At 51.9% G+C, this 21,319-nt stretch carries 21 protein-coding genes and 1 pseudogene; 5 read left to right on the top strand and 17 right to left on the bottom strand.

Annotated features, from left to right (window positions below; translation table 11 throughout):
- Positions 1-27: 27 nt before the first annotated feature.
- The 7 genes from AC0YOA_RS19225 to AC0YOA_RS19195 form a co-directional block, all read right to left on the bottom strand.
- Positions 28-708, bottom strand: a complete 681-nt coding sequence (locus AC0YOA_RS19225) for a TIGR00266 family protein (RefSeq protein ID WP_210046277.1) — start codon at positions 706-708, stop codon at positions 28-30.
- 317 nt (positions 709-1,025) lie between these two features.
- Entirely contained in the window at positions 1,026-1,970 is a 945-nt protein-coding gene (locus AC0YOA_RS19220) for an MBL fold metallo-hydrolase (protein ID WP_475787939.1), read from the bottom strand.
- Positions 1,967-3,007: an ABC transporter substrate-binding protein gene (locus AC0YOA_RS19215; protein WP_475787938.1), complete on the bottom strand. Its 1,041-nt coding sequence runs from the start codon at positions 3,005-3,007 to the stop codon at positions 1,967-1,969. Before AC0YOA_RS19215 ends, AC0YOA_RS19220 begins: the two co-directional genes overlap by 4 nt.
- Positions 3,008-3,124: 117 nt before the next feature.
- The gene (locus AC0YOA_RS19210) at positions 3,125-3,889 is read right to left on the bottom strand and encodes an ABC transporter permease (protein WP_475787937.1); all 765 of its coding nucleotides are present in this window, start codon (positions 3,887-3,889) and stop codon (positions 3,125-3,127) included.
- Positions 3,822-4,661, bottom strand: coding sequence for an ABC transporter ATP-binding protein (locus AC0YOA_RS19205; protein WP_210046280.1), 840 nt, complete (start codon positions 4,659-4,661; stop codon positions 3,822-3,824). Before AC0YOA_RS19205 ends, AC0YOA_RS19210 begins: the two co-directional genes overlap by 68 nt.
- A 20-nt stretch (positions 4,662-4,681) precedes the next feature.
- Positions 4,682-5,335, bottom strand: a complete 654-nt coding sequence (locus AC0YOA_RS19200) for a Crp/Fnr family transcriptional regulator (protein WP_475787936.1) — start codon at positions 5,333-5,335, stop codon at positions 4,682-4,684.
- Positions 5,336-5,593: 258 nt separating this feature from the next.
- Positions 5,594-6,376 (bottom strand): nucleotidyltransferase domain-containing protein, encoded by a 783-nt coding sequence (locus AC0YOA_RS19195; protein WP_475787935.1) that lies wholly within the window; start codon positions 6,374-6,376, stop codon positions 5,594-5,596.
- A 158-nt stretch (positions 6,377-6,534) separates the two neighbouring features.
- Here AC0YOA_RS19195 and AC0YOA_RS19190 point away from each other — a divergent pair, with 158 nt between their 5' ends.
- Positions 6,535-7,860: a helix-turn-helix transcriptional regulator gene (locus tag AC0YOA_RS19190; protein WP_475787934.1), complete on the top strand. Its 1,326-nt coding sequence runs from the start codon at positions 6,535-6,537 to the stop codon at positions 7,858-7,860.
- Complete coding sequence (locus tag AC0YOA_RS19185; protein ID WP_475787933.1) at positions 7,835-8,683, top strand: WYL domain-containing protein; 849 nt, start codon at positions 7,835-7,837, stop codon at positions 8,681-8,683. Before AC0YOA_RS19190 ends, AC0YOA_RS19185 begins: the two co-directional genes overlap by 26 nt.
- Here the strand turns inward: AC0YOA_RS19185 and AC0YOA_RS19180 are convergent.
- The 6 genes from AC0YOA_RS19180 to AC0YOA_RS19155 all read right to left on the bottom strand — a co-directional run bounded on the left by AC0YOA_RS19180 (position 8,673) and on the right by AC0YOA_RS19155 (position 13,446).
- Complete coding sequence (locus tag AC0YOA_RS19180; protein WP_475787932.1) at positions 8,673-9,737, bottom strand: HAMP domain-containing sensor histidine kinase; 1,065 nt, start codon at positions 9,735-9,737, stop codon at positions 8,673-8,675. The two genes, AC0YOA_RS19185 and AC0YOA_RS19180, sit on opposite strands and share 11 nt — an antisense overlap.
- Positions 9,727-10,422 carry a response regulator transcription factor gene (locus tag AC0YOA_RS19175; protein ID WP_210046285.1) on the bottom strand — a complete coding sequence of 232 codons (696 nt, stop codon included), beginning with the start codon at positions 10,420-10,422 and terminating at the stop codon, positions 9,727-9,729. The genes AC0YOA_RS19180 and AC0YOA_RS19175 overlap by 11 nt, the downstream gene beginning before the upstream one ends.
- A complete protein-coding gene (locus AC0YOA_RS19170) occupies positions 10,419-11,039 on the bottom strand; it encodes a DedA family protein (protein WP_475787931.1) in 621 nt (206 codons plus the stop codon). Before AC0YOA_RS19170 ends, AC0YOA_RS19175 begins: the two co-directional genes overlap by 4 nt.
- A complete protein-coding gene (locus AC0YOA_RS19165) occupies positions 11,036-11,674 on the bottom strand; it encodes a phosphatase PAP2 family protein (protein ID WP_475787930.1) in 639 nt (212 codons plus the stop codon). The genes AC0YOA_RS19170 and AC0YOA_RS19165 overlap by 4 nt, the downstream gene beginning before the upstream one ends.
- A 7-nt stretch (positions 11,675-11,681) precedes the next feature.
- Positions 11,682-12,260: a class I SAM-dependent methyltransferase gene (locus AC0YOA_RS19160; RefSeq protein ID WP_475787929.1), complete on the bottom strand. Its 579-nt coding sequence runs from the start codon at positions 12,258-12,260 to the stop codon at positions 11,682-11,684.
- 253 nt (positions 12,261-12,513) lie between these two features.
- Positions 12,514-13,446 (bottom strand): alpha/beta hydrolase, encoded by a 933-nt coding sequence (locus tag AC0YOA_RS19155; RefSeq protein ID WP_475787928.1) that lies wholly within the window; start codon positions 13,444-13,446, stop codon positions 12,514-12,516.
- 150 nt (positions 13,447-13,596) lie between these two features.
- Between AC0YOA_RS19155 and AC0YOA_RS19150 the strand changes: the two genes are divergently transcribed.
- Positions 13,597-14,031 carry an RrF2 family transcriptional regulator gene (locus tag AC0YOA_RS19150; RefSeq protein WP_475787927.1) on the top strand — a complete coding sequence of 145 codons (435 nt, stop codon included), beginning with the start codon at positions 13,597-13,599 and terminating at the stop codon, positions 14,029-14,031.
- A gap of 109 nt (positions 14,032-14,140) precedes the next feature.
- On the opposite strand, the gene AC0YOA_RS19145 is transcribed toward AC0YOA_RS19150, so the two are convergent.
- Together AC0YOA_RS19145 and AC0YOA_RS19140 are read right to left on the bottom strand one after the other, a co-directional pair.
- The gene (locus tag AC0YOA_RS19145; RefSeq protein WP_475787926.1) at positions 14,141-15,496 is read right to left on the bottom strand and encodes a dipeptidase; all 1,356 of its coding nucleotides are present in this window, start codon (positions 15,494-15,496) and stop codon (positions 14,141-14,143) included.
- Positions 15,497-15,630: 134 nt separating this feature from the next.
- Complete coding sequence (locus AC0YOA_RS19140; protein WP_475787925.1) at positions 15,631-15,768, bottom strand: hypothetical protein; 138 nt, start codon at positions 15,766-15,768, stop codon at positions 15,631-15,633.
- A 65-nt stretch (positions 15,769-15,833) separates the two neighbouring features.
- Between AC0YOA_RS19140 and AC0YOA_RS19135 the strand changes: the two are divergent.
- Together AC0YOA_RS19135 and AC0YOA_RS19130 are read left to right on the top strand one after the other, a co-directional pair.
- A pseudogene (locus tag AC0YOA_RS19135) lies at positions 15,834-16,930 on the top strand (L-dopachrome tautomerase-related protein).
- A gap of 181 nt (positions 16,931-17,111) precedes the next feature.
- Entirely contained in the window at positions 17,112-18,821 is a 1,710-nt protein-coding gene (locus AC0YOA_RS19130) for an alpha-keto acid decarboxylase family protein (RefSeq protein ID WP_475787987.1), read from the top strand.
- Positions 18,822-18,976: 155 nt separating this feature from the next.
- Here AC0YOA_RS19130 and AC0YOA_RS19125 read toward each other — a convergent pair whose 3' ends face one another.
- Both AC0YOA_RS19125 and AC0YOA_RS19120 read right to left on the bottom strand, forming a co-directional pair.
- The gene (locus AC0YOA_RS19125; protein ID WP_475787924.1) at positions 18,977-20,461 is read right to left on the bottom strand and encodes a nicotinate phosphoribosyltransferase; all 1,485 of its coding nucleotides are present in this window, start codon (positions 20,459-20,461) and stop codon (positions 18,977-18,979) included.
- Between the two features lies 1 nt (position 20,462).
- Positions 20,463-21,272, bottom strand: a complete 810-nt coding sequence (locus tag AC0YOA_RS19120; protein ID WP_475787923.1) for a ribose-phosphate pyrophosphokinase — start codon at positions 21,270-21,272, stop codon at positions 20,463-20,465.
- Positions 21,273-21,319: the final 47 nt, after the last annotated feature.

Raw genomic sequence — 21,319 nt, 5'->3', positions numbered from 1 at the left:
GAGAAGCATCACAAAAAAAACCAAGCGCTAGCCGCTTGTCGGAATAAACCGTTTGATCCAGCTGCCGAAGCCGGCCGCATTGCGGCTTTGGATGAGTACAACGCCCTCGCCCCGAAAACGGCAGACAATGGCTTCCCCGCTCGTAAAGCTGGAGAACCAGCCCTTGGAGGCCTTCTCGATCTTGTACTCCATATAATCCGGCCAAGCGACCAGATGTCCGTTATCGATGATCATTTCCTCGCCGGGAGCGAGGTTAATGGCATGAATGGCCCCGAAGGAGGACAGGAAAACCGTACCTCTTCCGCTGATCTCAATGATGAAGAAGCCTTCGCCGGACAGGAAGCCGCGCGCCAGATTTTGCATTTTGGTGTTGACTTCAATGCCGGATGTACCGGCGAGAAAGCCGTCCTTTTGGACCAACAGCTTATATGTACCGTCCAGCTCGATCGATTGAATATCCCCCATGGAGGAAGGAGCCAGCAGCGCCTCTGCCCGCCCGCGTGCTGCGACGAGTTCCTGGAAGAAGAATTTCTCCCCGCTGAGCATCCGCCCGAGTCCCCTCATAATTCCACCGTCGACGGTTCCCTTCAAGTCAATCGTTGGCGACATGGAAACCATTGCGCCCATCTCCGCCTTCACACTTTCTCCCTGCTCCATCTCCACCTGAAGAAGCGCGAATGCGCCTTCATATAAAACTCTATGCTTCATGATCTCTACCTCCAAGTCTGGATACAACCACCATGCTGCCAGTATTGCCCGTTCAAAAGTCAGCGATTCTTATGTCAAATGATTCTTGGCTGCCCGTGACCTCGCGGGATATTACTGCAACCGCTGGATGCAGGCTTACCGCAGCCCGGTTGTCAGTAACTGAACATCTGCTGCTGTTATTATTATAGATGAGTTCAATCCCATTAACAGTATATCAAGCTAAAATTCTTGTAAAATCCTTGCCATCCTTGCGTAAGAAAAAAGAAGAATGCCCCCGGTAACGCCCAGGTTGCATTCTTCCTCATTCGTTCAAATTCTTACCGGCCTGCCTGCCATGCTTCCGCCAAGTCAAACACCATCAAATCCCTGCCCATGGTAATCGGGCCGCTGTAGATCTCTTTCATTCCCGCCATATAAGCTTCTTCCGCAGCCGCGTCGGGCGTTGGAGCCGGGATATGATGCGTCAGCACGAGATGCCTGGCTCCCGCTTGACGGGCGATTTCCGCCGCTTCCAGCGTTGTCGTATGATACTTGGCCGGATTGGACAGCGCCCGGGCCTGCTCCGGATAGGTCACGATCAGCGAATCAAGCCATTCCTTGTTGTAGGCTTCATGGACGAGCAGGTCAACGCCATCGCTGTATTTGACCATATTGGGCACCGGAATCGTATCTCCGGAGATGACAACCGACTTCCCGTTGTACTCGAATTTGTAGGCTACGGCAGGATAGACGGGTCGATGGTCCACTTCAAAAGCGGTAATGCGGATGCCATCCCTGTCATAGATAATGCCCTCATTGCGTTCAATATACTGAATTTGCGAGCCGGCTTCGTCCGACAGATTGTAGCTGACACGCAGCTTGACGTCGAATTCGAAGGACTCGCGCATTTTGCCGATAATTTCCCGGGTCGTGTCCGGACCATACACCTGCATCGGCGTCGAGCGCCCCTCGAATACCCGCTCCGGAGTCACATGCGTTCTCCAGCTGGTAATGAATACATCGAAGAATCCGCCATTATGATCGTAGTGATGATGGGTGAAAAGCACATCCGACACCCGCTGCGGCATTACGCCCGCCTTGATCATCTGATCGACCGCCGCACCGCCGCAGTCGACCAGGAATGTCTTATCCCCCGCCAGCACAACTACGCCGGCCTTGGCCCTGCCATAGAAGGCCCGGGGCGATCCTGTCCCGAGCAGAACCACCTTCAGATGCTCGTGATAATCGGGAAGCACATTCAGCTGAGGTTGAATAAAGGTCATGATTTCACTTCCTCCAATATCGACAGATCCAGCAGGCCGCTCAAGTCCGGCTTGCCTTCCACATCCTTGATATAACCCGCGTCGACGGCAACCTGGGCCATCTGCTCCAGCACATCCAGATCGATGTCCGTCGTCAAGGTCAAATGCTGCAGCGCCGCCTTGATCAGGTTAAGCTCAAGTCCTTTGCCCGACAGCTCTTTTAATTCGTCGCTGACAAGCGAGTAGGCGTCATCAGGGTTCGATTTGATATAGTCGATCGCCTCTATATTGGCCTGGATGGCCTCTTTCACCGTACCGCGGTATTTTTTCAGAAAATCATTGTTAGCGACCAGGATCGTAAGCGGATAATTCCCGTCATTTGGCGGAATTTTGTCCCAATCGACCAAAATATCTCCGATTCCCTGCTCGACGATTTGCGTGCCCCACGGCTCCGGCAGCAGCGCGGCATCGACCTGATTCTGCTTCATGGCCACAAGCGTATCGGCCGGCGCCATCGTGATCAGCTGCACGCCGGAGGCGTCCTTGGTTACACTGAGTCCGTTCTGCTGCAGCAGCAGACGCAAGGAAATTTCATTCGTGCTGCCTGTGGTCGGAATAGCAGCGGTCTTGCCTGCAAGGCCCTTCACGCCGGCAATATTCGCGCCTTTCCGCGTTACCAGCACACCACCGCCGTTATTGGCGCCGGAGACGATCGTAATATTTTTGCTGCGCACATATTGATTCGTAACCGGGCCCGGTCCGACATAGCCGATATCGATCTGCCCGGTCGCCATCGCCGTCGAGAAATCGGAGCCGTTATCGAAAGCCTGCACCTCGATTTTCACATCGTCGCCGAATGCCTTTTGAAAATAGCCGTTCTTGAGGGCGATAAACGCCGGCGCGTGGGTGACATTCTTCAGCAGCCCGATCTTGACGGTGGCCGGCTTGGCCGCCTCGCCGTCCGAGCCGGCGCTGCCTTCATTATTGGAGCCGCAGGCGCTCAGCAGCCCCGCGAGCACCAGGATAAGCACCATGGACAGCAACCATTGTTTTTTCATTCAAACTTTCCCCTCTCTATTATAAAAAACAAGTGATGAGCGCTTAACTTGCTGGTAACACTTACAAGGTTCGAAAGGACGTTTTACTCATGGCAGCAGCCCAATCCTTGCTGCGGACTAGGATTTGGCCGAATGGAGGCCGTAGCGCACCATGATCCGGTCCTCAATCCGTTTGAACACGAGATGATCGGAGATCGTTCCGATTACTGCAATGAGCAGAACGACGCACAGCATAATGGACGTATCGCCGATGTTTCGACCTTCCTCCAGCATCTGCCCAAGCCCGACACCTCGGGCGATCAGCTCGCCGGAGACAAGCGCGCGCCAGGCGAACGCCCAGGCCATCCGCATGCCGGTGATGAGATGGGGAACAGCGGCCGGCACCATGATTTGAAAAAACAGCTTGACGCCCCTTCCGGTTCCGAACATCTCCGCCGCCTTCAGATACAGGGAGGGAATGTTCCGGAAGCCGCTGCGGCTGGAAATCGCCATCGTCCAGGTCGCGCCGATGGTCGTGATGAATACAACCGAGAAATCATTTAATCCAAACCAGATGATGGCAAAAGGAAGCCAAGCGATACTTGGAACCGTCTGCAGCGCGACGACCAGAAAGCCGAACGTCTCGTCCACGAACCGGTTGCGGGCAAACAGCACGCCGAGGGACACTCCGATCACGCAGGATAATGCGAAAGCTATAATAATCCGGCGCAGACTGCTGTATACCGCTTCGAGCAGCTGGCCGTTGACCAGTCCGTCGCAAAAGGTATGAAAGGTTTGCAACGCGGAAGGAAACCGCCAGCCCCAGCCAAATATTCTATAGGCTGCCTCCCAGATAAGAATCAGAAGAATTAGAAAACCTGCCTTTTTGAAAATCGTAATCATCGCCGTATTCCTCCTTCACCACCTTCTCCAGTTCATCTGCCAGCGCGTCCAGAATACGGCTTTCAATATGATGGATCACGGAATCTCCCGAATTTCGCGGTCTTGCCGCCTGTACGGCAAATTCTTTCTTGATCTTGCCCGGCCTGGTGGACATGACCAGCACCCGATCGGATAACAGCACCGCTTCGCGGATATTATGGGTAATGAACAGAACCGTCTTGCGCGTCTTCATCCAGATTGATTCCAGCTCCTGATGGAGCAGCAGCCTCGTCTGTTCGTCCAATGCGGCGAATGGTTCGTCCATCAGCAGGATTTCCGGGTCCATGACGAGTGCCCGGGCAATGGCTACCCGCTGCTTCATGCCTCCCGACAGCTCATGCGGGTAACGGTCGGCAAATTTGCCGAGATGCACCATGCGGATCTGCTCCATGGCCAGATCGTACCGCTCTTGCTTCGAAAGTCCCCGCTGCTTCAGCCCGAAGGCTACATTGTCCAGCACCGTCAGCCATGGAAACAAGGCATGCTCCTGAAATACGACGATCCGGTCGGGACCCGGAGCGGTTACCTTGCGGCCAATCGCCTCGATCGAGCCGGTCTCCGCTTTTTCCAGCCCCGCCACCAGATTAAGCAGCGTCGTTTTGCCGCAGCCCGACGGGCCGACGATCGATACGAATTCGCCTTTCTCCACCGTGAACGATACGTTCTCAATCGCGGTAAAAATAGCGGCGTCCCTCTGCTTGAATGTCTTGCCTACACCTTCAACCTTGATCATGGCTTACCTCCAAGTCTCCACTAGACACCGGACAGAAACTGTGCGGAATCATGGATGAACACGCTCTTCTTCTCGTAGCTTATCAGTCCCTGCTCCCGCCATTTGTTGAGTGTTTCCGTAACGGTCTGCCGGCTGCACCCGACTATAAAGGATATTTCCTCATGGCTCAGCTGCAGCGCGATCTGAAGCGTGCTGCCTTTGCGTCTGCCCAGCTGCAGCAGAAAATGCGCCAGTCTCCAGGCGGCAGGACGCGAAATCAGCATCTCGACGTACCGCTGCGTTTGCAGCAGCCGCCTCGCGTTCGACAAGGTCAGCGCGTACAGGACATCGGTGCGGCTTTGCAGCAGATTTTTGAATACCGGCGCCGCAATCGTCAGCACCTCGCTGCTTACGATGCATCTGGCATCCCGCTGCCGTTTCTCCCCGATCAATACCTCCGCAGCTCCAAAAACCTCTCCGATATGGCGCAGAAACAAAGTGATGCTTTGCCCTTCCTGCGCCGATTGGGAAATCTTCACAAGCCCGCTGCGGACATAATAAATTTCATCGCTGTTGTCCTCTTCCCGGAAAATATACTCGTTCTTCTTGCAGCTCCGGAGCTGCCCATGCTCCTCAAACAGCTGCGCCAGCAGCGCACTTTCCCGCTGGGCCTCGGCGGATTGAAAGTCTTCCAACCGTATTCACCTCATTTATATGCTATATCCATTTTTAATTCATAGTTATCGGATGAGTATTATGTACATTATAATGAATAAAGCCTGTCGAAAACATTCGCTTAGCCGACAAAATTTTAAATTTCATATCCGGATCTCAAATGAAAGCCTTTGAATAACCCATCTTATACGGTTCGGAATCGGGATGCGCAGTATACATAGCCGTAAGAGTAGACAAAAGAAGCATGCCGCGATTCGCGCATGCTTCTTCCCCTAAGGTTACTCCCAAGCTTGCCTCAGTGCGGCTCGAAACAACTCATCCAGCTGACCGTTCGTCGCTCCCTCCGAGACAGGCGTACTTGACGCCAATCCCTCATAATAAGCGATACGCTCTTCCAGATACGCATTGAGAGGATCAATCCGGGCCTCAATATCCAGCTCGTCGCCTGCTTTCTTCCGGACAAGCAGCCGGTCAATGGCCATCTTCAGCCCGCTGCCTCCCGGCACAAGCGTTTCCACCAGCGCTTCGAATTGAATAGGGGGCATCGTATTTCTCCGCTCAATCCACTCGCAGGCCAGAATCGGGCGAAGCACATAGAAGTATTTTTTGATCTTCACCTGTTCGCCCTGCAGATAATCCCTGTAGTTGCCTTTGGCCATATGAAGATAATGGTGCATGCAGGATCGCGGCGAGAAGGTCAGCGGAGACAAGCGGCGGATCTGCTCCGCAGCCGCTCCGTTCTCCATATAAGTGATTGGCGATTGCAGCCATTCCAGCAGCGGCGGGTTGGATTTGCGGAAAAGATTCAGTGCTTTCTTCATATCCCAACCGTTAATATCCAGCATCCCGCTGATCGGACGCTCAATCACATCTCTTCTGTCGAATATGGACAAATAATCATCTATAGGACGAACATAGATGAACCTAACATCATAATCGCTGTCTTTGGATGCAAATCCCCATGCCCGGCTGCCTGATTCGCATGCATAGAGGATTCTCACGTCTTCTTCCTGCTCGATCAGCCTCAGCTGATCCATAATTTGTACCTGGTATCCGGTCATGCCGCATTCCTCCTTCTTCCTTGGAACATCTTCTCTTATTTCCCGGCCAGTGAACATGGCGAAAGTATAGCGAGCGTCCTTGGAATTTTTCCATATCCCACCCTGCACTCCCCTGTTACAATAAAGAATATGACTTGAATGTAAGCGGGGAGAGCGCATTGGCGAAGGAAAGCTTTGATAAGGAAATCCAGTTTCTGCGGATGCTCGTCCTGACGAGCGGGGCATACAGCCGCCAGCAGTTCGCCGACCGGCTCGGGATCTCTGTACATACGTTTGACAAAACCATCCGCAAATTAAAGGAAATCGTCGGCGCCGTGCAGCAGCAGCTGCCCGAGGAACAAGGCCGGGAGCTGGCGGAGACCATCCGCTTCCAATACTATGATTCCGCAGATCCCATGCTGCTGTTTCTGTTCCGCGCCAAGTCTCTCAAGGAGTCCGAGAGCCAGCGGATCTCCCTGCTGCTGGCCGCTCTTCACGGGCAGCCGCTGACGGCCATGGAGCTGCTGGAAGTGTGCGGCGGCGGCCTCGCGGACGACCTGCCCTTCCCGGACGAGAAGACCATCCGCTCGGACCTCAAATATCTGGAGGAGGTTGGCGTCATCCGCCGCGAGCCCGGAGCGCGCCCTTTCCGCTACCGGATGCAAAACGATCTGGTGCAGCAGCTGTCGGACGACGAGCTGATGGATCTGTTCGACTTTGTCGATGTGATGGCCAATACCCGGGTTCCTTCGGTGCAGGGCTATCTTCTCCGCGACGGTCTGAAGAAAATCCTTGCCCGCAGCCATGACGGCAGAGATGCCGTCGAGCCTTTCTTATATAAATATCATTATTACTCGCGTATTCTTGACGAGGCGCATCTGTTCACGCTGCTCCACGCGATCGGGAACCGGCGCAGGGTGCGTTTTCTCTATTTCTCCCCGAAATCGGACAAAAGCTATGCCTCCCGCAATACGAATCCGCTGTTCGAGCGGGATACGGAGGGAAGACAGGAGCGCACGCTCCCGCTTAAGGTGGTCTACGATCACCAATATGGGAGGTGGTACCTTCTCGCCCATAACCGCAGGGAAGGCATTCGCAAATACCGTCTGGAGGGCATCACCCAATTCGAAGAGGATGAGCAGGTCACCGAAGACTTCTTCCAGGGGAAAAGAGAGGAGCTGGAGCATAAAACGGCGCACAGCTGGCTCATCGATACGGGAGCCCCCGCAGCCGTCCGGGTACGGTTTTATAATCCCGAAGCATCGCAGCCGAATTTCATCAAGGAACGCGTACGGCTCCAGGGGCAATGGGGCAGCATCACGGATGAGGACGAGCAGTCCTTTATCTATGAGATCCTCGTGAACGGCATAACGGAGATCAAGCCATGGCTGCGCAGCTTCGGCTCCAGCTGCGAGGTGCTTGCGCCGAACCGGCTGCGGCGTGAAATGATTGCGGAATGGAAGGAGATAGCGGCCTATTATGAACCTGTTCGAGAAGATCTTTAATTATCAGATTATCTCCCGGCTGGATGACTCGGGCACCTTCATGGCCACTTCGCATGAGCGCTCTTGGCTGAAGAGCATGCTCCAGCATCCTTCAGCCAGGGATGCCTTCCGGGAGGAGACATTCGCGAAGCTGCAAGCGATTCTGGAGCCGGATGAAGCGATGGATCTGCAGGAGCATTTTCTGGAGAAGGCCCAAAGCCTGCAGCGGCAGGTCATTCATCCTCTGCTGCGCCCGCTGCGCCGTTATATTTTGCAGAAAAAGGGGATTCGCATCGTTTACAGCCTCAAAGACGGGCGCGTATGTCCGGAGCAAACGGGGTTTCCGTACAAATTGGAATATTCCATGGTGAAGCGGGAGTGGTATTTGCTCTGGTACCATTTTCGGCACCGTACCTTCATGAGCACCAGGCTGGAAAAAATCACTGCCGTAACCGGCTATGAACTAATGCCCGGACACAAGGAGCATGCCCTTAAGCAGGTGGAGCGCATGCTCGCATTACCCAAAGAAACAGCCGTCGTGGAGGTTGTGCCGACGTATAACCGGGAGCTCTCCCGTATTCTGTATGCCTTCTCCTGCTTCGAGAAAGACGTGACCTATGACGCAGACAATCAGCTTTATCGGATCTGCTTGAGCTTTGCCCAGGACGAGCGCGAATACATGCTTTCAAAGCTGCGTTTTCTCGGCAAGCGAGTGCGGATCGTTGAGGGGGAGCATATGAAGCGGCGAATGCTGGAAACATCCCGAAAAGCGCTTGAACGCTATGGGGCGATGAGTGAAAATGATGCTCGTTTAGCGTCAGATGATGGCCCTTCTATACCATAAACTCCATCCAGAACTTATAATGGCCTTCGTGGTGCTCCAGCCATATCCGTCCGCCATGCAGCTCCACGATATTACGGGCGATCGACAGTCCCAGTCCGGAGCCTGCCGGCATGTTCTCGTCACTGCGGGAAGGCTCCATCTTGTAGAACCGTTCGAACAACCGCTCCTCCTGCTCCGGCGTAACCGGTTTGCCGCGGTTGGCGATAGACAAGACCGCATGGTCTTCCCGCTGCAGCAATTCGATCCGGATCTCTCCCGGCCTCTCAGAGAATTTCAGCGCGTTCGTCAGCAGGTTATCGATGGCCCGCACGATTTTCTCCACATCCATCCGCACCCGGACAGGTCCCGGATTTTGTTCTTTGACCACCATAATTCCCTGCTCCCTGGCAACCGGTTCGAACTCGGTGATGATTTGTTCCAGCAGGCTGTTCAGATCCACCTCCTGCATGGATAACCGGACGTCGCCGCCGGTCAGCCGGGTATATTCGAACAAATCGTCAATCAGCTTCTTGAGCTGCTGCGTCTTGTTATAGGCATTATCAATAAAACGTTCCTGCTCCTGCTCATTCTGATACTTCCGCGTCTTGAGCAGATCCAGATAGCCTATGATGCTGGTGAGCGGCGTTCTCAAATCATGGGATACGTACGTAATCAGCTCCATCTTGGATTTCTCGAGCTGCCGTTCCCGTTCCATCTGCTGCTGAAGCTGCTCAGCCATCTGATTGATGTTCCGGCCCACAATCCCCAGCTCATCCTTCCGGGTCGCAGGCACCCTGCAGCTCAAATTCCCGCTTGCGATCAGCTTCAGACCATCCGTAATGGCCCTGAAGGTCCGCACAATTCGGCGGGTAAACAGAAAAAAGAAGATAAAAAAGCAGAGAAAAAAAGAGAGGGGATTCAGAAAAAGGGTAAGAGTGCCAGCAGATTCCGGCGTAAAAAAATTGGCCAGCAAATTACCGAGCACAGCAAGCAGCAGGCTTAAGACAAACGTCCAGAGCATTTGGCCGCGGATACTGTTGCGGCCTCCCAGTATGGCCCAGATTTTATTTATCAATCTTATATCCCACTCCCCAGACGGTCTTGATATACTGCGGCTCCCGCGGCTTCAGCTCGATTTTCTCCCGGAGATTCCGGATGTGGACCATCACCGTGTTTTCCGAGAAGAATCCGGTCTGATCCTTCCAGACCCGCTGATAGATATGATCGACATTAAACACATGCCCGCGGCTCCCCGCCAATAATTCCAGAATGGAGAATTCGATGGGAGTAAGAGATACCGGTGCGCCGCGAACCGTGACGGTGTGTTCATCCTTATTGATGACAAGCTCATCGATGCGGATCTCCCCCTCATCGGCGTCCTGGTTTGCGGAGGAGGAGTAGCCCTGTCTTCTAAGCTGCGCTTTCACGCGGGCCATAAGCTCCAGCGGATTGAAGGGCTTGGTCACATAATCATCCGCTCCGGTCGACAAGCCCATGATTTTATCGAGATATTCCTCTTTGGCCGACAGCATAATGATGGGGATTTGCGATTCCTCGCGGATTTGGAGACAGGCTTTGATCCCGTCCAGATTAGGCATCATAATATCCAGTATGATCAGATGGATCTGACCGCTCTTCAGAGTATCCAGAGCCTGCACCCCGTCTTCCGCTTCCAGCACATGATAGCCTTCATTGCGCAGGTAGATATGAAGAACATCGCGGATTTCCGGATCATCGTCAACGACAAGAATCGTACTCATCGGCCCAGCGTTCCCTTCCTCTCATTGCGCAGGCGGGCAGACCATTTGATAATGCCCAGAACAACGAGCAGTACGATCGGCAGCCACAGCAGTTTCATGCCATAATTATAAATCACATAACCCACCTCCTGCACGTGGTTCCCGACAAGACGGCCGAGGAAAAAATAAATCAGCGTCCACACTAAGCCTGCCGCATAGGAAAAAAATGCAAACAGCTTGAAGCTCATCCGATTTAGCCCTGCAAGATAGGGCATAATATGGCGAACAAGGGGAAAGAAATAGCTCACACACAAGGCTGATTTTCCGTATTTGGATATGAGCTTCTCCGCAAATTTCATAGCTTTCCCGATCCGTGCCTTCCGCTCCCATCTGTTCAGAATCGGTCTGCCGTACCTGCGTCCCATCGTATACCCGAACGTTAGCCCCGACAGGACGCCCAGATACGTACACAGAAACGCCGGCAAAGGAAGCAGGCTCCCGCTCACCGTCACCGCTCCTGCTGTCATAACAATGACCTCATTGGGAACCGGAATGCTGATAAGGCCCAGACATAAGACGAAAAACATCGCAGCATAGCCAAAATGCTGAATCAGCCCCAGCATCGTATCCGCGTTCATTCAACCTGCCTCCTCTGAACCGCAGTCCGCGGAAGAAGCCATGTCCCTGCCGCATAATACATCATCTCCGCCAGCAAAATGGCACCGGCCATATCCAGCCACACATGCTGCTTCACAAATACGGTCGAAACGATGATTGACCAGCCCATGACAACAACAAACCATCGTGTCGCTCTGGAAAGATTCGTGCAGCTCGATACGCCTTTGAGCATCAGGTAGCTGGTCAGAACATGAATGCTCGGAAAGCAGTTATACGGACCATCCGAATGATAAATCATATTTACGAGCGAATAGAAAAGCCCATGCTCCGTAATCGTCGGACGGGATATTGTCGTTTGATAAAAATAATACGTCAGATAGCATCCAATCAAGCCGAGGCTCAAGGCCAGCAGCGTCCGGTAATAGACCGTTCTGCTCTTCATGAACAATACGATCAGCATGATCATAATGAAGGGATACCAGATCAGATACGGGATAATAAAGGCTGGCAGAAAAGGAGTCCGTTCATCCAGTCCCGTCGCCAAACTGCTGACATGGGCCCCTGCGCGGTTCAATATCTCATAAAATACATTCAACACTGGTATGGCCAGCATCCACAGCAGCGGCAGATACCGTTTTGCTCCCGCGATCATCATGGCAGTCTCACCCTTTTTTGCGGCATATATAGACGAATGCCGGAGGAATATTAAGCGGAACGAATTTGATTTGCTCAATCTCAAAATGCTCGCTCAGCTGCTTTTTCATCTGCTGTGAATATTGAAAAGCAATAAACAAGCCGCCGGGCCTCAAGGAGGCCACGATTTGACCGACCAGCCTGTCCCGCACCTCCTGGGGGAAGTTGAAGAAGGGCAGGCCGCTGAGGATACAGTCGAGCTGCTTGATGTTTTCACTGCGCAAAGCAGCTTCGAGCTCGCGGCAGTCTTCATAGCAGGAGCAGCCTGCGTATTGGGTTTGCAGCTTATGGCGCAGACGCGTGTCCTGCTCGAACAGCATCACTTTCGTATCCTTCCGCCGGGCCTCCTGAATGTATTTGGTGATCGCGCCGGTCCCGGCTCCAAGCTCCGCGACATGGTATACCTGATTCCATGGGACAGCATTTATCATTTGTTTGGCCAGAAATTTCGAGCTTGGGGTCACGCTCCCGATGATTCCGGGCGAGCTTAGAAACCTCGACAGAAACAGAAAGTTATCCTGAATACGTGTTCTTATATTAACCTGCATGTTATCGCCCTCCTTTATCCAACAGTTATTATCCTAACCAAAAATTCTGCGGATAAAGTGGGGGAAATTCTGAATATTTTCTGAAGAAGATGGGGACAAACAAGAATTTGTTCCCATAAACAAAAATAGCCGCGATTTACGCGGCTACCGCAACTTATAAAGAAAAACAAAAACACCTTCAGAATTGAATCGGAATCATACAAATAGCTCCCATTCAACTTCCAAGAGGTGCTCCTGGTTAAAGCAGGACTCTTCACTTTAATGCTGCGGCTAATGCGTTAACATACTCGTTTCTGGCATGTTGGCTTACTTTCGCATTAGGAACGACACTCTCAAAGCCATGGAAACATCCCGGGTACAACTGGAACTCCACGTCAACTCCCGATTGGGCAAGCCGCGCAACATATTCAATGGTTTCATCACGAAACGGATCTAATTGACCCACACAAGTGTATGTGGGGGGCAAGCCAGCCAAATTATGCGCGCGGGCAGGAGCTGCATATTGGGATATCTCCCCGTTTGCATGTTCTCCTAAATACATGCTCCACGCAGCTGTATTTTTAGATCGATTCCAGGTTGCTCTTTCTTCCGTTATTTCGTAGCTTGATGGAGTCGTATTACGATCATCGATCATTGGATATAGCGGCATTTGAAAAACGATCGACGGTCCGCCTTTATCGCGAGCCATTAAAGCCAAAGCAGCCGTCAAGCCTCCGCCAGCGCTCGCACCGGCAATCGCTATACGGGTCACATCGATATTCAGCTCGTCAGAATTGTCAGACATCCACTTTAATGCCTCGTAACAATCCTCAATCGCCGCCGGATATGGATGCTCCGGTGCCAACCGGTAATCGACCGACACGACGATACAATTAGCCGTTATAGCGAAGGTTTGGCATAAACCGTCATCCATGTTAGGGTGTCCAATAACATAACCCCCTCCATGGATCCATAACAAAACAGGAAGCGCAGCTTGATTTCGATTCCTCGGCTCATAAATCTTTACCAGCATTTCCTGGCCGGCTGCTCCGGAAATATGGCGGGAAATCGTAATAACATCTTCGGATTCCTGGGCGGGAGGTATAGGGGCTTGTCTTATCATGGCTAAATCCCCAGGCAGATGTATAGGCGGCAATAACGATAAAATCGGTCTTAACTCCGGTACGACTCTGCTAATGAAATCCATACAACTTAAACCTCCTCAAGATCATTCAATTGGCCTGCAATTTAATTGTGAATTATTAATCACAATTAAAAATTATCATGAACCGATAATAGATGTCAACTCAGAGAAAATGATATAGTAAGATATAATACCGCGATACTGGAGGAGAACATGCAATTACTAATTCAATCCGGGGAACTGGGCCCGACATGGTTTCATGTCGCTCTGCGCGCCCTTGTTCTTCTTTCTAGAACGGATAAATTGTTGAAGAGTCAAAATATAGCCAACGAATTAGGTGCGGAGCCAAGCTATGTGCGAAAGATCCTGGCGGCACTATCGAAAGCTGAAATTGTATCCGCCCATGGAGGTCGCGAAGGCGGTTATGCATTGGCGAAATCACCGCGGGAAATTACAGTTGGCGAAGTCTACCGGGTGCTTGGGAAATCGCAAAGCACGCCTTATTGGTCTGTGCCAAGCACAGGCACTGAACAGTTTATTTCTTTGCTGATTGATAAAGCAGAGCAGCAGTTTCAAAGTACTCTGGATGTTTATTCGATCGAGGAAATTGTCAGACAGGGAGCATTATTTACAACATTCCAGAAATAAATGAATAGATGACGATAAGAAAATGGAAGCCTCTTGGACAGCGGCTTCCATTCTCGAATGAATATAAGGTTTGAACAGGGGACTGCTGTTGGCTCCAGCAATCAGAGAATCAGATCATTTTCAGAAACTCTACGATGGTCAGCAATCCTTTATCGAAATTCTCCAGATGGAAATGCTCGTTGGGCGCATGGAGATTCTCGTCGGGAAGTCCGAAGCCCATGAGCACGACCGGCACGGACAACTCCCGGGCCAGCGCTTCGACAATTGGAATGGAGCCGCCGTCTTTGGTGAATACGGGACGTACGCCGTACACGCGCTCGTAGGCGTCGGCCGCCTTTTGCAGCACGGGAACGGACGGATCGATGGTAAACGGATTGCCTTTCTCCCGCTGCACGACAGTTACTCTCGCTCCTGCAGGCGTATGGCTGCGGATGTGGCGTTCGATTTTGTCCAGAATATCCTGGGGATCCTGCTTGCCTACCAGGCGGCAGGTGATTTTCGCGTGAGCCTCGCAAGGAATGACCGTCTTCGTGCCTTCACCCTGGAAGCCGCCGTACATGCCGTTGATCTCCAGCGTGGGCCGCGCTCCGGTCCTCTCAACGTAGGAGTAGCCTTCCTCGCCGTATAGCGCATCAAGATCGAGGGTGATCTTTTGCTGCTCATCGTCGAACTCTTTCCTGGCAAGCTCGGCTCTCATTTCCGGCGTAAGGTCAGGCACATCGTCATAAAATCCATCGACTGCAATGCGTCCCTTATCGTCATGAAGCGAAGCGAGCAAGGAAACCAGGGCATGGAGCGCATTGGGAACGCCCCCTCCGAAGGTTCCGGAGTGCAGGTCGGTCTTGGCTGTTCGTACGGACACATCAAGCGAGCAGAGACCGCGAAGGCCCGTGCTGATCGCCGGCTTGCCCGGAGCAAGCAGCTCGGTATCGGAGATGAGCACCACATCCGCCGCAAGCTTGTCCTTGTATGTATGGATGAAAGGATGGAGATTGGTGCTCGTTACTTCCTCTTCGCCTTCAATAACCAGCTTGATATTAACCGGGAGCGGCTCTTCCGACTGGATAAGGGCTTCGATGGCCTTAATATGCAGGAACAGCTGGCCTTTGTCGTCCGTCGCTCCTCTGGCATACAGCTTGTTGTCCCGGATGTCGGGCTCGAAGGGAGGCGTCTCCCATAAATGCAGAGGGTCAACCGGCTGCACATCATAGTGTCCATAGACGAGAACCGTAGGCCTTCCGGGAGCATGCAGATGATCCGCATAAAGGATCGGATGCCCTTTTGTTTGATGAATCTCGACATTGTCCAGACCTGCCCTCTTCAGGGTGTCCGACAGCCAGCTGGCCGCCCTGTTCACATCTTCCTTATGCTCGGACAGCGCCGAAATACTGGGAATGGAGATCCATTCCTTGAGCTCGTTCAGATGCTGTTCTCTCCGCTGCTCGAAATAAGCTTTATAATCCATGGGTAGGCCTCCTTATATAACCAAATCCGTTCTCCCCCGCTTGAGTATCCTTGCAGGATACGGCGGTGATCCGGGCTGGTCCATCTTTTGCCATTATAACCCGAGTTGGGAAAAAACCAAAAAGACTTTGTATCCTAAACCTCTCCTTGTGTGGAATTGGCTCCGCTTCCGGAGCTGGACTGCTGACTTTTACGTATGGCGGCAAAATTCTCCTCCCCCATGGCGTTCGCCAAATAGGCTGCCAAACTCCCTTGATAAGACTGCGATTCCATCCATAAAAAAGCCCCAACCCGCATATATAGGTGTTATCTGCGCGAATCTGGTGGGGGAGGATATCATGAAACCGATGTTACCTGTTGAACATTATTTCGGTAAATTAGAACTTGTTTATTCATTTTATGGGGCTATGCCGACAGGTGTTAGTGTTTCAGAAACCGGGCGTATTTTCATTTGCTTTCCGAGATGGGGAGACGACGTTACCTTTACGGTGGCGGAAATTGTTGAGGATAGATTGCAGCCTTATCCCAGTATAGAAACCAATTTGGCAAACCAATGGAATATCAAAATGTCTTTCATCAGTGTCCAAAGTGTGCTTGCTGATGGTAGGGGTACACTTTGGGTATTAGATACAGCAGCACCAAATTCTACTGAACCTATTAAAGGCGGGGCAAAATTAGTCGCTGTAGATTTAAAAACAAACACAATAAGCAAAGTATATACATTTACAGAAGATGTTGTCCTGCCAACAACTTATCTGAATGATGTCCGATTTGATTTTCGTGTTGGTCAAGCAGGTTTTGCCTATATAACGGATTCATCCTCCAAAGGACCTGGAGCGATTATTGTCGTAGATTTAGCAAACGGAAATGCGTTTAGACGGTTGAATGGAGCAAATTCAACTTCACCCGATCCCCATTTTATACCGAAAGTAGAAGGTAAAATTTTGATGAACCGAAACAAGGACGGCTCGACTTCTCCCTTTAGAGTAGCCTCTGATGGTATAGCGATTTCCCCTGACGGTAAGCTATTATTTTTTTGTCCACTGTCCAGTCGTCATCTGTACTCGATCTCGACAGAACGTATAAGAGACAGAACGATATCGGATATGGATTTACGTTATCATGTGAAATACTGGGGAGAAAAAGGTGCGTCAGACGGAATGGTCACCGATGCAAGGGGAATCGTTTATGCCGGAGACTATGAAAACAACAGCATTCGAAAGATATTCCCGAATGGCTCAATGGAGACTATCGCACATGAACCGGGAATTTTATGGCCGGATACTTTTTCGATTGGTCCGGATCAATACTTATATGTTATTGTGAACCAATTACATCGGCAGGCAAGCTATCATTATGGAAAAGACCTGCGACAAAACCTTATAGTTTACTCCGTATGAAGATTGATGAATTGCCTGCTCCTACCTTTTCATAAAAAATAACAGTTGATAACAAATTCTACACCAAGCAACGTGTGGAATTCGCGATGCCCGCAGAAGAGCCAGGAATGATAAGGCGGTAATTGGGGGAATTTAGAGCGGTAGCACTGTGTCTCTCCGTGCATATGAAACAAGCTTTCCATCGGAGATCTCTGAGGAGGAACGTCTAACTTGACAATGCTTAAAAACAAACCGGATAAAATGCAGACGCCCATGCCGACTTCTTCGCCCACACTGGGCCAGTATCTTTTCGATTGTCTGAAAGCGGAAGGCATTACTGAAATTTTCGGCATTCCTGGCGATTATAATTTCAGCCTTCTGGATACATTGGAGGGCTATGAAGGAATCCGATTCATCAATGGACGCAACGAGCTGGGGGCTGGATATGCGTCTGACGGCTACGGACGGCTCCGAGGCTTGTCGGCGCTAATTACAACCTTCGGCGTTGGGGAGATGAGTGCCTGCAATACGGTAGCGGGAGCGAACAGCGAATACGTGCCGTTAGTGCATATCGTCGGAGCTCCGAAATCAATGGATCAAGAGGCGCATAAGCTGATGCACCATACGCTGCTGAACGGCGATTTCGACGTATTCCGGCAAATATACACGCACCTATGCGCCTATACGGCGATTTTGACACCGGAGAACGCCGAGCAGGAGATCCCGGCGGCCATACGCATAGCCAAGCGAACCCGCAAGCCGGTCTATCTCATGGTTGCGATCGATTTGGTTACAAAGCCCATCGTCCGTCGAACTATTCCGGAGGAGATGCAAAGCGCGACAAGCAAGCCTGCTCTTGAAGCAGCGATTCAGCATATTCGCGGGCTGTTGAACGGAACAAACAACGTGGTGCTGCTTTCGGACATGCTGACGCTCCGCTACGGATTCAGAGATGCCGTTCAGCAGTTGGCGCTGCGCTTAAACTTGCCAGCCGCATCTCTCCTGCTTGGCAAGAGCAGCTTTGACGAACGGCATCCCAATTATATCGGGGTATACGGCGGAGCTTTCGGCAGCGAACAGGTAAGGAATATCGTTGAAAGCGCAGACTGCATGATTGCGGTCGGAATGATCTGGACCGACATCAATTCGGCGAATAATACGGCGAAGCTCGATCGCCTTCGCCTCGTCGACATCCAGCCGGAGTTTGTACGGGTCGGAGAATCAATGTACGAGCCGGTTATGGCGGCGGATCTCATCGCTGCCTTGAATGCATGCGGCTGGACCCGAAGCGGACCTTTGCCTCAGATCTCCTTCCCGTATGATGAAATAATTGGCGAGCCTGATCAATTAATCCGGGCGGCAACGTATTATCCCCGCTTACAGAGTATGATGAAGGACAAAGATATTGTCGTGGTTGAGACTGGAACCTTTGCGTATGGAATGTCACAGGTGCGGCTTCCGGCGGGAGCCGATTATATTTGCCAACAGGGCTGGCAAAGCATCGGCTATGCAACCCCTGCCGCGTTAGGAGCATGTATCGCGGCACCGGACAGGCGTGTACTGCTGTTTACGGGAGACGGCTCTCTGCAGCTGACGGTTCAAGAAATCAGCACGATGCTGAGCAACGGCTGCCGGCCGATTCTATTTATCCTCAACAACAGCGGCTACACGATCGAAAAATATTTGAACGTTAAGACTTCCAATCAGAGATACAATCAAATTCCCGCCTGGCATTATACGCAGCTGGCAGAAGCCTTTGGCGGAAAGGCGTTCACTGCTCAAGTGCGCACCAACCGTGAACTGGACGAGGTGATTGCTGCGGCAGAGCAAGCGCAAATAAATCAACTGTGCATCATTGAGCTGATTACCACTGACCAACTGGATGCACCGGATTATCTCATCCGCCTCCGCAAGTATTTGGAGGAGCAGGAACGTGGAGGACGCTGAGCAGAAGTTTCGAGTTAGTCGAAAACAAACAATTACGTGCCTATGTTGATCGATATGTGTCAGACTGAACAGTATAAATCAATAAGAGTTAAAATACCTAAAAAACCATCGCCAATCCTTGGCGATGGTTTTTTACGATTATGCACCGTCCGCTCTTACAAATGAGCCAGCAGGTTCGCCCGGATATCGGCAATGGTGTGATCAACAAGCAGCTTCCCGTCCTCGAAGACGACTTCAAGAATATCATCCGCCTGCTTCGCCGCATATTCCGCCACGCTCAGATTGTCGGTGAACGTCAGATTGCCGTCCTTCTCTTCCACAAGCACCAGACCCGTTTGCGATTTCTTGACTCCGCTGTCGGTCTTCGGATCCTTGTAAATCTTCCGTTCTTCGCCATTCACAATGGTGAAGGTGGATTTCAGCGCGAACCCGAACGTATCCCGCGTATTGTACTGATACGTGTATGATCCGATTCCGAATACCATGTTGGTTGAAGCGAAGCCTTTGGCCGCAAGCTTCCCGCATATCTCTCGGCAGCGCGCGATCGTGATGGCATCGCCATAGATGGCGCCGATGTGGCTGTCGAGCTGCTTGTAGCCTTTCTCCGTCACCGTACCGCCGAAAATATCCCAGAGTATCTCGATCACACCCTTGCGCTCGAACTCATGCGTGGAATCGTGATCGCCGCAGATGATTTTAACAGGATCCCCGCTGTCCGGGCGGATGACCACACGGCCGTCCCGGCTCAGAATATCCTCCTTCAAGCCGCGAATGACCACATCCAGCACGCTCCACAAATCCCAGGTATCCGATACGATGGAAACAAACCCGCTCGGATATACTTCTTTGATCAGGTAGCGGTAGGAAGCCATTTCGTCCGTGCCATGTGCGCACATTACGCTGTGCTCGGTCGCCGGAATCGAGGTGCCGACCAGTTCTTTCTCAATATTGGCATTATAGTAATCCTCCAGGAACAGGATCGACGGAATCGTATCGGTCCCCGTGAAGGAAATCAGATGGCCTGCGCCGCTGCCCTTGGCCGCCTCCAGCGAGCCCATGCCCCGCATCGAGAAGTCATGGCCCTGGAAGGGAACACCCGACGTGTCGCCATTCGTTTCCTTAGCGAACTGCTCCAGAATTTTGCGGTACTCGAAGGCAAGCGTCGCGCTTGTCGTCGGCATCCACAGCTGGCAGGACATCAGGGTTTCCAAATAATTCGTCAGCCAGAAAAATGCCGGTTTCGTGTTCTCGATCGTCAGCATCGGCACCTTGACCGGCACAAGCGTCCCTTCCTTGACCGCTTTGATCCTGATCGGCAAATAGCCCAGATCGTGCAGCTCTTCAATATGCGACGCATCGGGCTCCACTGTGCCCAGTGCATATTGAATGACTCTTTTATATTCATTCGTCACTTCCTCTTTGGTACGGGCGAAGAAATGCTCATTGAAATAGTGAATCAGATATTCCTTGATGAAGGCCTGGAAACCGAAGGCCACAACCCGGTCGATCGTCTCCAGGCGGCTGGTGCGAGCGGTCCAGGTAGAGTAGACCAGCTCCGTTCCTTTGGGATATTGATTCTTGTGACTGACCTTATAGAAATCGCAAAGCAGGGTAGCTGGATAGACGAATGGCTGTGTCATGTTAGAAGCCTCCGATTTCAAATAGCTGAATTTTGTCATGACCGGCTTGATCGAGTATCGTGTTGGTGGTGAATACTTTATCTATCAGATCGGTTGTCAGGATTGTACCCTGGTGGATCGACTTCTCGCAGTGGCCGACCAGCAGATAGACAGGGGATGCGCCGATCTCCCTCAGCTTCTCCGCGCTTCTGATGAATGTCCCGCCGTAGGAGCAGAGATCGTCCACGATAATAACCTTGAACGGCTCCGCCGGGACTGTCCCGACGATATCCAGGCTCTGAATTTCCCCCGTCAGGAAATCGCGCGACTTGAAGCCGACCAGCTGCTTGTAGCCCTTCACCTTGCTGTAGCGCTTCTGCGCGCCTGCATCGGGGAAGAACAGATAATCCGTATCCCGGTCGAAGCCCACCTCAGCCGCCACCTGTTCCAGCAGCTCGACCGTCGGATACTTCGCCTTGCTCCGGTTCAACAGGGCCAGCGTCACATCCGAATGGGGCTCGATTACGGTAACGTCCTTAAATTGAAGCGAGTTGATCAGATTGGCTGCATATTTCAACGTAAAAACCGATGCGCCCTCCACACGGTCCATACGGCTGTAGGGCATGTAATAAATCAGCAGGGAAGCCGGCTTATCCCGTTCATCCAGCACACTCTTTACAAACATCAGCTTGATCAGATCGCTGTCATTCTCGTATTTGAACGATATGGCGTTAAGATCCTGAATATTGGCGCTGATCGATTCGCCATCCACCAGCGTTTCACCGTTGGGGAAGGTTCTGAACGCCAGTTCCACTCCGTTTAACTGAATCATCTTGGGTCACGCTCCTTGATTCATAATCGCCGGCGCCGCCTGCAAAT

The sequence above is a fragment of the Paenibacillus sp. JT22N12 genome, assembly GCF_056269365.1.
This window is presented reverse-complemented; position numbering and strand designations above follow the sequence as displayed.